Source organism: Novosphingobium sp. BL-S-32 (assembly GCF_056857055.1).
On record NZ_CM166477.1, the window covers coordinates 758,468 to 772,319 of the forward strand.

The window sequence follows — 13,852 nt, forward strand, 5'->3', positions numbered from 1 at the left end:
TCACGCGCGTTCGATCAGCATGGCGCCGCCCTGGCCGCCGCCGATGCATTCGGTGGCGATGCCGCGCCGCTTGCCCAGCCGCTCCATGGCCTGCACCAGATGGAGCCCGATGCGGGCTCCGCTGGCGCCGACCGGATGGCCGAGCGAGACCGCCCCGCCATCGACATTGATGGACTCGGCATCGATCGCGCCCGCCGCGCCGTCGAGGCCGAGCACTTCGCGGCAGAAACCCTCGTCCTGCCAGGCGGCGAGGCAGGCCAGAACTTGCGCTGCGAAAGCCTCGTTGAGTTCCCAAAGCTCGACCGTTTGCAGCGTCAATGCGTTGCGCTTGAGCAGTTCGGTAGCGGCGAGAACTGGCCCCAACCCCATGATCGAGGGATCGAGCGCGGACCACTGGCTGTCCAGAATGCGTGCGCGGGGAATCAGCCCATGACGCTCCAGCGCCGTTTCGGAGGCAAGGATCGTCCAGCAGGCACCATCGGTTATCTGCGAACTGTTGCCGGCCGTGACTTTGCCGAAAGGCGGCTCGAATACCGGTTTGAGTTTGGCCAGTTTGGCGACGTCGCTGTCCGGTCGCACGCCGTCGTCGTGGTCGTAGACGGTGCCGTCGCGGGCGAAGGCGGGTTCGAGTTCGCCCTTCAGCCAGCCTTCGGCCTGAGCCTTGGCCAATCGCTTGTGGCTCTCCACCGCATAACGGTCCGCCGCCTCGCGCGAGATGGAGAAGAGATGCGCCAGCACTTCGGCGGTCTGGCCCATGCCAAGGTTGGTGATCGGATCGGTCAGCCCGCGTTCGAGGCCGACGATGGGCTTCAGGAAATCCGGCCGGAACCCGCTGGCGGCCTTCAGCGCGCCAAGCGGGCCGGCCTTGTTGCCCTGCATCGCCGCCAGCCATTCCACGGCATCTTGCCGAAGGACCAGTGGAGCATGGCTCAGCGCTTCAGCGCCGCCCGCAAGGACAAGGTCGCTTCCGCCGTCGGCGATGTAGCGATAGGCGGTATCCATCGCCTGCATGCCCGAGCCGCAATTGATCTGGACGGTAAAGGCCGTCGTTTGCGGCCCGCAGCCAAGGCGCAGGGCGGCAACCCGCGCGGGATTGGCCTCATCGGCAATGACGTTGACGCAGCCCAGGATAACCTGATCGAAATCCGGGGGCGCGAAAGGCTGGCGCAGCAGCAGCGGCCGGCCGCATTGCACGGCAAGGTCTACGGGCGTGAAGGGGCCGGGGCCGCCGCGCGCTTTCAGGAACGGCGTGCGGGCGCCATCGACGATATAGACGGCCCGGCTCATTCGGCAGGCTCGCCGATGCGGTTGTCGGCGCTTTCCGGGTGGGAGCGTTCGAGGTCTTCGGCGGCGAAATCGTCTACGGCGATCACTTCCGCCACGGCGGCATCGGCGGCCTTCAGGCTTTCGAATTCCTCGGCCGTGATAAGGTTCTCATCGCGCGCCTTGTCCAAATCGCGGATGCGCGCCTTGCGCAGCCGGTCGTGGATGGGCTGGGTGGCGACGGTCTGGAGGAAGGCATCGGTCAGGCGCCCTACCGCTTCGTCGGCGCCGCCGATGTAGACGTTCTCCACCAGTCGATCGCGTGCCGGGCAGGGCTCCAGCAGGATATTGGCGCAGGCGCGGATCGTGCGGTCGGAAGGCCCATTGCGGCGGCGGCCGAAGGGCTGGATAAACAGGCGCAGCATCCAGCCGACCGGCCTTGCGGGGAAGTTCGCGATAATCTCGGCGAAGCGCTGTTCGATCGTCGCGAAGCCGCTTTCCATGCACCAGGCAAGCAGCGGCAAGTCGTCATCCTGCCGCCCTTCGTCCTCCCAGCGCTTGAGCGCACCGGACAGGAGGTACAGCTCCGAAAGCACGTCCCCCAGCCGGGCAGAGAGCAGTTCGCGCCGCTTCAATTCGCCCCCCAGCGTCAGGAAGGAAATGTCCGACACGAACGCGAAGGCCGCAGCATAGCGGCTCATCTGCCGATAGTATTTCTTCGCCTTGCCGGCCCTGGGTGCGGGCGCGAACAGGCCGCCGCTCCAGTTCCGCACGAAGGCGCGAATGGCGGTTTTCAGCGCGTGGCCGATATGCTTCCAGAGCACCTGATCGAAATTCGCCAGCGCCCGGCTGCGGTTGGCATCGCCAACGGCACGGATTTCGTCCAGCAGGTAAGGGTGCGACCGGATCGCGCCTTGGCCGAAAACCATCAGGCTGCGGGTGAGAATATTGGCGCCTTCGACGGTAATGCCCACCGGAATGGCGCGGTACTGGCTGCCAAGGTAGTTGCGCGGCCCTTCGATGATCCCCTTGCCGCCGTGAACGTCCATGGCATCATTGATGACCACGCGCATGCGTTCGGTGGCGTGGAGCTTCAGGATCGAGGAAATGACCGCCGGGTGGTTCCCCTGATCGAGTCCGGCGCAGGTCAGGCGCCGGGCGCCGTCCAGCAGGTAGGCATTGGCGGCAATCCGCGCGAGGCGCTCCTGAATACCTTCGAACTTGCCGATCGGCAGGTTGAACTGCGATCGCAGGCGGGCATAGGCGCCAGTCGTATGCGCGGCGAAGGCTCCCGCCGCCGCCGAGAGTGAGGGCAGCGAGATTCCGCGCCCCGCCGCAAGCGCGCTCATCAGCATCTTCCAGCCCTGACCCACGCGCTCGGGCCCGCCGATCACGTTGTCGAGCGGGATGAACACATCGTGCCCCTCGTTCGGGCCGTTCTGGAAGGTCTGCATGGAGGGGACATGGCGGCGGCCGATGGTGACGCCGGGCAGGTCAGTGGGCACGAGGGCGACGGTGATGCCGATATCGTCCTGCCCGCCCAGCAGATGGTCGGGATCGCGCAGCTTGAAAGCAAGGCCCAGGATCGTCGCCACCGGGCCCAGCGTGATATAGCGCTTGTGCCAGTTGAGGCGGATGCCCAGCACATCCTCCCCGTTCCATTCGCCCCGGCAGATCACGCCTTCGTCGGTCATGGAGGCGGCGTCGGAGCCGGCTTCCGGGCTGGTAAGCCCGAAGGCGGGCAGTTCGCGTCCATCGGCCAGACGGGGCAGCCAATATTCTTGCTGCGCCTTGGTGCCGAAGCGCAGGATCAACTCGCCCGGGCCGAGCGAGTTGGGAACCATCGCCGTCACGGCCGTCGATACCGAGCGCGTGGCGATCTTGCGCACGATCTCGCTATGCGCGAAGTTCGAGAAGCCCAGCCCGCCGTGTTCCCTGGGAATGATGATGCCGAAGAATTTCTCGCGCTTCAGGAAGTCCCAGGCTTCCGGCGGCAAGTCGTGGGTCTCCCACGTCATCCGCCAGTCGTCGATCATCGCGCAGAGCCTGTCCACCGGCCCATTCAGGAACGCCCGCTCTTCATCCGTCAGCGTGGCGGGAGGGACGGCAAGGAGCTGATCCCAGTCCGGGTTACCGGTGAACAGCGCGGCGTCCCACCAGGTGTTGCCCGCATCGATGGCCTCGTTCTCGGTGGCGGAGAGGGCCGGGAGCGCCGACTGCACGAGGGACATGACCGGTCGGGTAAGCACTTCGCGGCGGGCGGTGGTGGCAAAGTCGGCGGCAAGCGACATCGATCGGGCTCCTTCTCCTGCCAACGCACAACGCTTGCGCGGAGAGAATTGCTCCCGACACTCGGCTCGGTTCGGTTTCGCACCGGCGCGAGTTGCGCCCGCGCGGCGGCAAGCCGAAGCGCTGGGCGGATCAATCGCAGTTCATGATGCGCTTTCGTTTGCTAACCGAAATCCGCGCGGGGGCTGCTCGCCGGTCGATGTCGTCTCAGTGCAGCAGCATTGCCTGCAGGCCGCGCGCTACACATTCGCTCGGGTCGGCTGCCGTGCGTACGGAAAGGCCGGTTTCCTTCGACATCAACAAGCCCAGCAAGGGCGACAGTGCGCCGCCGCCGGTCAGAACGATGCCGTCCGCCAGAATGTCATGGCTGAGCTCCGGCGGCGTTTCGCTGAGCAGTTGCCGCACCGCCTCGATAATCACGCGGAAATGCTTTTCCGCGACGAGATCGAGTTCTTCGCACGAAAGCGAAAGGACAGCCGGCATCTGGGTGCGCAGGCTGCGTCCCTTGACCTCGATCGGCAGCGAACGTTCGCCGGTCTGCGCGCGGGCGCTGTACTCCTCCATGATGCGCTCGGCGGTGAGGTCGCCGATGAGCAGCTTGTGCCGAAGGTGGAGATCGTCGGCAATGGCGCGGGCAAGCGATGCGCCGCCGACGCGGACCGAGCGTGTCTGGCAAATGCCTCCCAGGGAGATCAGGGCTACTTCGCTGGTGCCGGCCCCGCATTCGACAACCATGGTGCCGGTGGGATGTTCGATGGGAAGCTCTGCGCCGATCGCGGCGGCCAGCGGTTCCGGGACGAGCCGAACCGAGGCCAGTCCGGCGTCGCTCGCCGCAGTGAGCAGTGCCGCCCGCTCAGCCTGCGTGGCATCCGAAGGTACGCCGATCAGGACGCGCGTCCTGCCCAGCCCGGAGCGTCCCACCGCGCTTCGAAGCGCATAGCGCAGCATGTGCGTGGCCGCATCGATATCCTGAAGCACGCCGCGGCGAAGCGGACGCTTGATCCGCATGTGGCTCGGCGTCCGGTCCACCATCGCCCGTGCGTTCGTCCCGGCTGCAAGAAGTTGCTCGGCGCCCCATGGGCCCGTGAAACAGCAAAGCGAAGGTTCGTCGAATAAAATGCCCTCTGAGCGATGAACCACGCGAACATTCGCAGTGCCAAAATCAATCGCGAGTTCCGGCTTTTTCGAGGTTAGGAATGACATCATGGCTGACCCCTAGCAGCGCGCCGGATGGTTGTCTTCAACTACTCGGCGGAAGGATTCGCGCGCGTCTCATTTGACGGACCCGCTTCTTGAGGGCATGCTGAACCGATGCACGGACGCCTTCGCCTAATCCGTTTCGCCCGTCACGGGGGACAGCTTCTCGCAGGCAATTAGCCCCGGGTTCGGTGCCGCGTGCACCAGGCTCGGGGATGTGAAGGAAACGCCCGCTGCCTCGTGCAGGGGCCTCTCTCTTGCGGGATAACCAGCACCATGAATATCAGGAAGGCGGCCAGGCGGCCGGCGATCCACCTCATCGACGATGAGGCCGAGACCCTCACCAATCTTGCGCTTGCGGCCGAGCATCGGCTTCCGGAAGTCGCCGAACTTCTCCTGCAGGAGATAGAGCGCGCCACGCTGCACGGGTCGAACGCGCTTCCTGCGCGCATCGTGTCGATGAACTGCCTTGTCGAGTTCGTGGACGCGGCGAGCGGTTCGAGCCGGACGGTCCAACTGGTCTACCCCGGCGAAGCCGATATCACGGCAAATCGGATATCGATCCTCACGCCCGTTGGCGCCGGATTGATCGGTCTGCGGCAAGGACAATCCATCTTGTGGCCGGACCGGGACGGCCATGATCGCAAGCTGACGATCGTCAAGGTTATCTCGCCTCACGCCCGGCCAGTGGACGCAGCGGAATGCATCATAGGCGCAGGTTGATGCGGGCGGTTGCCATCAGGACTTTCCGGCTCGTGATTTCTGGACGACGCTGCGCAAGGTCGCACCGTCGATAGCGCCGGGGATGAGGTAGTCGCCGATGACCAGCGAGGGTGTGCCCGAGAGCCCGAGGGTTTCGGCCAATCGCCCGGTCCTTTGCAGCGCCGCGTCGATCTCGCCGCCGTGGCGGGCAAGGTCGGCTTGCAGCCGCGCCCAATCGACACTTGCGCGCGTTGCGGCCTGGCGGATGGCATCCGTATCGAGCCTGACCGGGCCGGCCATCAGGGCATCATTGAAGGCCGCGTGCTTGCCTTGATAGCGCGTGGCCATGGCGATCCGAGCAGCCTCGCGCGATGCGCCGCCGAAGATCGGCCAGTCGCGATAGACCACGCGCAGTTTCTGGTCGGTGGCGAGGAGCTGTTTCAGGTCGGCGTGAAACCTGCGGCAGTAGGGGCACTGGTAGTCCGAGAAGACGACGATGGTGACGTCATATCCCTGTGGGGCCACGCTGGGGACGCCCGGATCGTTTGCGAGCGCGTCCTTCATGCGAGCGCGCTCCTGTGACGAGGCCATGGTTTCGGCCCTTGCACTGGGGAAGCCCTGTCCGCTCGAGAAGAACGCGGCGAGCGCAATGGCCAGCCCGAGGAGGGGCCATCCCATGCTCTTTTTCATATCCTGAATTCCGTCCGAAGGTTGCCCCGAGGCGGTGCGACAGATCGGCGGCGGCAGCAAGCCCTGAAATTCTTGGCCATAGGGGTGGGCTTGGGCCGGGGAAACGTCCTCGCTGATACGAACGGCCATGCCTTGGCAGCATGGCCGTTCGTATCACGGCGTCAGGCGCTTGCCTTGTCGAGTGCTCGCGAGAGGTCGGCCAGAATGTCGTCGATATGCTCGAGGCCGATCGACAGGCGGACATAGCCCGGCGAAACGCCCGTCGCTTCCTGCTCCGCTTCGGAGAGCTGCGAATGCGTCGTCGAGGCCGGATGGATCGCGAGGCTCCTTGCATCGCCGATATTGGCGACATGGTAGAACAGCTCGAGCGCATCGATGAAGCGGCGTCCGGCGTCCCGACCGCCGTTCAGCTCGAAGCCTACCAGCCCTCCGAGCCCGCCCGTGAGGTATCGCTGGGCGCGCTCGGCCTGAATTCCGGTCTGAACGCTGGGATGAATGACGCGGACAACCTCTTCGCGGCTCTGCAGGTACTGCACGACCCGAAGAGCATTCTCGCAGTGGCGCGGCATGCGCAGTGGCAAGGTTTCGAGGCCCTGCAGGATCTGGAACGCATTGAAGGGTGACAGGGCGGCGCCAAGGTCCCGCAAGAGGATCGTTCTGGCGCGAAGGATGTAGGCGATGGGCCCAAGCGGACGCGCCGCTTCCGCCCAGACGGCGCCGTGATAGCTGGGATCGGGCGTGTTCAGCAGCGGTTGCCGGTCAGGAAAGGCGCTCCAGTCGAAATTGCCGCCATCGACGATCATGCCGCCGATGGAAGTGCCGTGCCCGCCGATGTATTTGGTGGTAGAATAGACGACGATCGCGGCGCCATGCTCCAATGGGCGGGCGATCAGGGGGGCCGCGGTATTGTCGACAATCAGCGGGATGCCGAGAGGGCGGCCAAGGCTCGCAATCTCGCCGATGGGGCAGACGACAAGCTTGGGATTGGGAAGGGTTTCCACGTACCAGGCACGGGTGCGAGCGTCGCTTGCGCGCAGGAAGGCGTCCGGGTCCGCAGGATCGACGAACCGGACCTCGATGCCCATGTCTTTCAGCGTGTTGGCAAAGAGATTGTAAGTGCCGCCGTAAAGGTCGGTGCCGCTCACGATGTTGTCGCCGCTGCGGGCAAGGTTCTGGATCGCGTAGGCCGATGCGGCCTGTCCCGAGGCCACGGCCAGCGCCGCGGCGCCGCCTTCAAGCGCGGCTATCCGCTTTTCGAGAATGTCGGTCGTGGGGTTGCCGAGCCGGGTGTAGATATTGCCCAGTTCCTCAAGCGAGAACAGGCGGGCGGCATGGTCGGCATCGTGAAACTGATAGGATGTGGTCTGGTAGATCGGCGGGGCGACGGCACCGGTGGCGGGATCGGCGCGCCAGCCTGCGTGCAGGGCAAGCGTCTCGGGATGCAGCGGTCTTTCCGTCACCTCGGGTCTCTCCATGTTTTCATTTCAGTGCTGCGACGTGCCATCGGGTCGATTGGGGCGCAATCGTTTTGCGTGCGCGTTGCGTAGTCGTCCGTGCATCATCGGTGAGGCGCGAACGCCGGCATCGACGCTCATGGCCGACCACGCAATCGCATGACCGACCATGAGGCTTGCCTCGGGAATGCCGCTTCGGGGCTATTGAGCCTTTGCCTGATGATCGGTCAACTGATCGAGCGCATGCTGTCCGGTGGGAGCGCCCGGCACTTGATGGATCCGGCCGTTGCGCACGTCGTCCCAGGTGATCAGGGGGTAGAGGTTGTGCGCCTGCGCTTCCTTTTCGAACAGGGCACGCAAGGCGGCCAGTTTCTCGGGATAACGCTGGGCAAGGTTCACCCGCTCGGTGAAATCCTCATTCAGATTGTACAGTTCCCAGGCATTTTCATCGAACGGCTTGGCGGCGTTGGGGCTGCCGCTGATCACGGCGTTGGGATAGGGAAGCGAGGCCTTCCATCCGTCCTGATAGATCGCGCGCGATCCGAAGATGTAATAGTACTGCGTGCGGTGCTGCGATGCCGCCTTCGCGTCGGTGATGGAATAGGCCAGCGAGGTCCCTTCGATGGGCTGCTGCGCCAATCCGCGAATGCGATCCGGGGCCTTCAGGCCGATCAGTTCCAGCGTGGTCGGCAGGATATCGATGACATGGCCGTATTGCGTGCGAACGGCGCCGTTGCCCTTGATACCCTTCGGATAAGTGACGATCAGCGGATTGCGCGTGCCGCCTTCGCTGTTCGCGTCGGACTTCCATAGCCGGAACGGCGTGTTTGCGGCCTGCGCCCAGCCGAGCGGATAGTTGCCCTCCACTGCCGACGGCGTTCCCAGTTCGCCGATCTTGGCCAGATTGTAGGCGACGTTTTCCTGATAGCTGAGCGGCTTCGACGTGATCTTGCGATCGATATCGCCGTTCAGGGTGCCTTCCTTGCTGGCGCCATTGTCTCCCACGATCACCACGAACAGCGTATTGTCGTACTGGTTCGTCGCCTTGAGATGATCGATCAGGCGGCCGATCTCATGATCGGTATAGGTCAGATATCCAGCGTAGACTTCCATGAAGCGCGCGTAGAGCTTGCGCTCATCGGGCGAGAGTGACGACCAGGCGGTAATGCCGGGATCGCGGTCCGGAAGCACGGCATTGGCGGGAATGATCCCCTGGCGCTTCTGCTGTTCGAATACGCGCTGGCGATAGGCGTCCCAGCCTTCGTCGAACTTGCCCTTGTAGCGATCGCTCCATTCCGCCGCGACCTGATGCGGCGCATGGGTGGCGCCGGGGGCGTAATAGAGGAAGAAGGGCTTGCCGGGTGCCGCCGTCTTTTGGCGGTCGATATAGGTGATCGCCTTGTCGGTGATCTGCTCGCTCAGGTGGCGTCCATCGGGCTGGGCGTGCGCCTGATCCTCCACCAGATCGGGCTTGTACTGGTCGGTTTGCGATCCCAGGAAGCCGAAGAAGTGCTCGAAGCCCTTGCCGGTAGGCCAACGATCGAAGGGCCCGGCATCGGTGGCGTCCTCATCGGGCGTCAGGCCGTATTTGCCGACGGCAAAGGTATTGTATCCCCTGTCGCGCAAGATCTCGGCAATGGTGCCGTCTTCGGAAGGGATCCGGCCGTCCCAGCCCGGAAAGCCGGCCGACAGCGGAATGTGCGAAAATCCCGCCTCATGGACGGAGGAACTGTTCCGTCCGGTCAACAAGGCCGCGCGCGTCGGCGCGCAGATCGCGGTTGTGTGGAAGTTGGTGTAGCGCAAACCCTGCTGCGCGAGCGCTTCCAGCGCCGGGGTGCTGATGCCGCCGCCAAAGGCGCTGGACGCGCCGAAGCCGACATCGTCGAGCAGGATCCACACCACGTTGGGGGCGCCTGCCGGCGCGCGCGCCGGTTCGGGCCACCACTCCTTCGATTCTGCCAGCGTCCGCCCCACGGTGCCCTGGAATGCCTGCTGCTGTTGAGCACCGGCGGTGCTGGCCATGGCGAATGAGGACGCGAGGGCAGTCATTGCCATCAGGATCTTGCGGTTCAATGTCATCCCTTCCGAATTGTCGCGGCGATGCGGCCGCACGGCTTCTCGGGATCGGGCAGGTTTTTGCAGACGCGCGCAAACAAGCGCCAAGGCCCACGCAACCTCTCAATCCCAGACATGGTGTGAAAAGCCCGGACGTGGTCGCCTGGGGCCAGAAATGCCGGACATACGAACGCTTTCCCGCGCGCGCGTTGTTCGGCGAAACTGCAAAGCCGGGCTCGGCCCGGTAAACTCAACTTATTTGATTGAGTTTGTCTGTCAACCGGTGTTTGCGCCGCCTTGGCGATCCGGCTGGCCGCCGGAAAGGCCCTTGGGAGGGGACCTCAGAACGGGTCGCGTCTCGCGCTAACGGATGGCGAAGCGAAAGCCAAAAGACGCAAGACCAAGGATTTCGGTTCGGTCGGCAGGCAATATGAATCCGGCGTCGATCGCCTGATCGAGGGATTGCTCGAACATCGGCAGATATTGCGGCTCGCCGCCGGGATAGAGGCTTGCCAGTCTGGCGCGATCGAACGGCACCGATGAGCCAAAGAGGTATGAGAACGTGCCCGCCTCGCCAATTCCCGAGTTGCAGGCCGTGGGGACATCGGACCAAGGCGTTCTGATGCCACCCAACACGTTTCCGTCATCGTCCCTCGCGAGTTGGGAGGGATCGCCGGTCGCGAGTTGCAATCGCTCTGCGCTCGGCGGGGTCTCGCCGTCCACAACCCATCTATGGAGCCTGTGGAGCGCCGCTTGAACGACATAGTGATGCTGGGGCGCAAAATTGACGGGCTTGCCGAGCCGTTTGCCCATCAAGTCCTGGATGGGGTCGAACGCGGCCGCGAGTGTCTCGATCGGGATATTCCCTGAATCGATGCTCCCCACTGCAAGCAGATAGTTGTCCGCATGCGCGGTGCCGGCGATCTCCCACGTGCGCAACATGTCGGTGTCCGGCTGGCGCACGGCGAGGCCGCCGAGGGACGTGAGATCGCTTTCGGTCTCGATCATGATCACCGGAACACGCAAGTCTTCGCGCAGCCTTACGCCGGTCACGCGTTCGCCCACGAAGATCGATTGGCCGGACAGGGGGCCCGCAGTCGTCCCGCGCGAATGGACCAGGAAGCCGTCGAATGCCTTTGCCATGGGATCGGCGGCATTGATGTAAGTCACCAAAAACGTGGCGGATTGAGATTCGCCGACGCCGAGGATGTATTGTGGCTCAAGGTTGCCGAGCACCCCTGCGGCCTTCGGGGATCGAAGCAGCCGGGCGACTTGCGTGAAAATGTCGTACGAGAAGGCATCGCCGGGATGAATCAGGCTTTCGTATCGTTCGCGGTTCAGCTTCTTGAGCGACATGTCGCTGCCCATGCTGGGGCCGCCCTGCACCCCGACCTCCTGGCAGGAGACTGCCACATAGGCATGGCCGCTCCGCACGATCTCGCGATGAGTCATGCTCCAATCGGGTGCCGCGTCGATGCCGGCGGACACGTTCAACCATTCGACGATCACCGTTCCGCTGAACACCTCCGGGGCGACGGGACGCAATACGACTATTCGCGTCTCGAAATCGGCAAGATCGGCCGGCGCTACCGTCCACCGGCCCTCGGAGCCAGTCTCACCGACGGCAACGAAGGATCGCGCCGTTCCCGAAATGAAAAACTCTTCCTTGAGAATGCCGAGCGCGGACAGTTCGTATTGTCCCAGCCCCAGCACCGGTTCTCCGGGCACATGTCGGACCATAGGCAGATCGATGTCGATGGTCATGGACAGGCTCCAGATTTCCGGGTGTTCTGCGCGACTATGACTCTGGTTATCTCGTGGCGTCCAGTCCGCCTCACCTGTCTCGGGCATCACTGCAATCGTGGTCAAATCGCTTGCCCGCCATGTTAAAGCGGGGCGCCGGATTGCTACTTGTGTCCCGATCTCATGCTTTGGTGGGCCGGACCAAAACCGCGCGAGAGGGGCGGCATCTCCTGCTGCATTAAACGCGGCATTTGTTCGCACGCCCGCGCCTTAACCAAAGGCGCCAGTTTGTCGGTGAGGCGTTGTTCGGCTTCTATGCGATGCCGGGCCAGTGCCTGGCAGAGTTGCCCATTATCATCAGGGCAATGCCAGAAGCCGCAAATGTCGGCCAGAACCTCGCGCAGTGCTCTTGCGGCTTCTCTGTCGGCCTCGATAATCCCGTACATGGAGTGATCACGTTCCCTTTGATTATCCTCTGCCTGTGCAACGGCGGACCCGTGCCCGCAGTTCCAGAGCGGCGCTGCGAACCGTCTCAATCCGTATGGGGCGAAAGCACGCGGGCGTTCAGTGCCGTGCAATCGGCATCTGTTGCTTCAGGCATCCGCTTTCCCGAGATCGCCCGGCCCAATGCCTTGATCACGTTGCCTAGGGACTTGACCTCAGGGGGGATCACGACGGACGGATTGCGGATCGTCCCGCCCGCATGGATCGAGCCGGGCAGTCGCAGGACGGAATCGCTCTTGGGAGCGCCGGTAAGCGTGAGCGAGATGCGCTCATCGGGAAAGGAGATCGTGCCGGTGCCGCGCGTCTGGCTTTCGCTGGTGTCGACCAGCACCGGCGCGGCCGTTCCTGTTCCGTGACGCATTTCCAAACGCGCGACGGCGCAACGAAGCGTCGCCTGCTTGCCCTTGTCGGCAAGCAGGCCTTTCCCGACATCGAAGCCCAGCAAGCTGGCCAGTTTTGCCGGCAGGACCCCATCGTGCGCGGTTACGCCGATGATCCCGTCGGACTTGCCGACGGCTTCACGGACCGTGTTTCCCACGCCGGTCAGCCGAACCCGGCCATCGACGGTGGCGTCGATTTCGCCGCTGCCTCCTGCGAGGGCATCGATGCTGCTGCCGCGCATGTCGAGCGCGAGCGTGATCGTCGGCTCGCTCTGGCCCTGACGCTGGTCGACCCTGATCTCGCCATCAACAACGCCCCGGCTGAGGCGCAGCGTCAGGGGCTTGGCGATGAGCAGCCTGTTATCGATTGTCAGGACGCCTTGCGCGCTGCGCAACGGCGAGGACCCGCCACTTGCGATCCGGTCAATGCGAAAGGCGATGCGCCCGTCGGTCTTGTCGATCTTGCGGATGTTGAGTCGGGTATTGGGAACCAGTCTCTCTCCCTCGGCCCGTTCCAGCGCGTGATTGGCGGCCCGACTTGCATCGGACGCCAGATCGGCAAAATCTAATGTCGCAAACCGGATTTCGCCATCGAGCTTTGTGCGGACTCCGGACTTGTCGACCGAGAGCCTGGCGGACAACGGGCTGTTGCCCACCTTGCCCTTGAGACCGTCGATCGTCCAGACGTCCGATTGGTGCCGGACGCTTGCGGTCAGACTGATCGGCTGCGTGTGGAAGAGGCCGGCCTCGATCACCCGGTCCAGTAATTTGAGGTCGTTTGCCCGCGCGGTTATGTCGAGGCTTATGTCGTCCGTGCGTAGCGGACCGGCCATGGTTCCTTTCGCGCGCATGTCGATCGCCGCGCCGACAATGCTGGCCTCGAAGGGCCATGGCGCATTCGCCGCGCCCGCCGGTCCTTTGACCGATACTGCCACGGCGTTCCCGTCGATCGTTCCGGGGCCGGACGCGACCAGCCCGTGCTGGGGGTCGATGCTCACATGAAGTTCGACCGATCGCTTGCGCAGCGCATCCCGATAGCGGATCTGCGCCTTCACCGATTCCATCCCGGCAAACGATATCGTGGGGCTCGATCCGGGTTCCTGCTTGCCGCCGCTGTTCCAGTTGACGCGGCGGTCCGCATCCCGGACCAGGTCAAGCATCACACCGTCCGCTGAAACCAGTTCCGGGCTGCCGCGACCGATCAGCATCGGCAATATCGCGATACGCACGCGAAGCCGCTCGATGGATGCAAGCCTGCCCGGGGCCGCCCATGCCGCCTGCGGAATGGCCACCCCGTTCAGGCTGAGGACCGGCGTGAACGAGAATGCACTGTCGCGAGACATCTCCGCGATCGTCACCGGGCGTCCGAAGTTCTCGCTCAGCTTGCGTTCGGCAAGATCCTTGAGCCAGCTGGCGGGGAACGCTCCGGCCAATATCGCGCATGCCGCAAGACATGCTGCGATCAGGGCCAGCGCCGTTCGGATGTGCCGATGAGGGAGGTTCATCGTTTGCAAATGCGTGGGTGGTGTGGACGTTCCGCTTCTCCTGCCGGCGAGCGACTCTTCGGGGCTCGAA

Annotated in this window: 10 protein-coding genes; 1 reads left to right on the top strand and 9 read right to left on the bottom strand. The window is 64.2% G+C overall.

What is annotated here, in order from left to right:
- The 3 genes from AC1VVK_RS20140 to mreB form a co-directional block, all read right to left on the bottom strand.
- Complete coding sequence (locus AC1VVK_RS20140) at nt 1-1,287, bottom strand: acetyl-CoA C-acetyltransferase (RefSeq protein ID WP_482906522.1); 1,287 nt, start codon at nt 1,285-1,287, stop codon at nt 1-3.
- Entirely contained in the window at nt 1,284-3,554 is a 2,271-nt protein-coding gene (locus AC1VVK_RS20145; RefSeq protein ID WP_482906523.1) for an acyl-CoA dehydrogenase, read from the bottom strand. The genes AC1VVK_RS20140 and AC1VVK_RS20145 overlap by 4 nt, the downstream gene beginning before the upstream one ends.
- Nucleotides 3,555-3,759: 205 nt before the next feature.
- The gene (gene mreB, locus AC1VVK_RS20150) at nt 3,760-4,758 is read right to left on the bottom strand and encodes a rod shape-determining protein MreB (protein WP_482906524.1); all 999 of its coding nucleotides are present in this window, start codon (nt 4,756-4,758) and stop codon (nt 3,760-3,762) included.
- 267 nt (nt 4,759-5,025) lie between these two features.
- On the opposite strand from mreB, the gene rnk reads away from it, so the two are divergent.
- On the top strand, nt 5,026-5,472 hold the full coding sequence (gene rnk, locus AC1VVK_RS20155) for a nucleoside diphosphate kinase regulator (RefSeq protein ID WP_482906525.1): 447 nt from the start codon (nt 5,026-5,028) through the stop codon (nt 5,470-5,472).
- A 15-nt stretch (nt 5,473-5,487) separates the two neighbouring features.
- Here the strand turns inward: rnk and AC1VVK_RS20160 are convergent, their stop codons facing one another.
- The 6 genes from AC1VVK_RS20160 to AC1VVK_RS20185 form a co-directional block, all read right to left on the bottom strand.
- Complete coding sequence (locus AC1VVK_RS20160) at nt 5,488-6,270, bottom strand: DsbA family protein (RefSeq protein WP_482906526.1); 783 nt, start codon at nt 6,268-6,270, stop codon at nt 5,488-5,490.
- Between the two features lie 32 nt (nt 6,271-6,302).
- Nucleotides 6,303-7,601 (bottom strand): O-acetylhomoserine aminocarboxypropyltransferase/cysteine synthase family protein, encoded by a 1,299-nt coding sequence (locus AC1VVK_RS20165; RefSeq protein WP_482906527.1) that lies wholly within the window; start codon nt 7,599-7,601, stop codon nt 6,303-6,305.
- A 195-nt stretch (nt 7,602-7,796) separates the two neighbouring features.
- On the bottom strand, nt 7,797-9,668 hold the full coding sequence (locus AC1VVK_RS20170; protein WP_482906528.1) for an arylsulfatase: 1,872 nt from the start codon (nt 9,666-9,668) through the stop codon (nt 7,797-7,799).
- 345 nt (nt 9,669-10,013) lie between these two features.
- Entirely contained in the window at nt 10,014-11,414 is a 1,401-nt protein-coding gene (locus tag AC1VVK_RS20175; protein WP_482906529.1) for an alpha/beta hydrolase domain-containing protein, read from the bottom strand.
- 143 nt (nt 11,415-11,557) lie between these two features.
- Nucleotides 11,558-11,839 (bottom strand): hypothetical protein, encoded by a 282-nt coding sequence (locus AC1VVK_RS20180; RefSeq protein WP_482906530.1) that lies wholly within the window; start codon nt 11,837-11,839, stop codon nt 11,558-11,560.
- A gap of 86 nt (nt 11,840-11,925) precedes the next feature.
- Entirely contained in the window at nt 11,926-13,782 is a 1,857-nt protein-coding gene (locus AC1VVK_RS20185) for an AsmA family protein (protein WP_482906531.1), read from the bottom strand.
- Nucleotides 13,783-13,852: the final 70 nt, after the last annotated feature.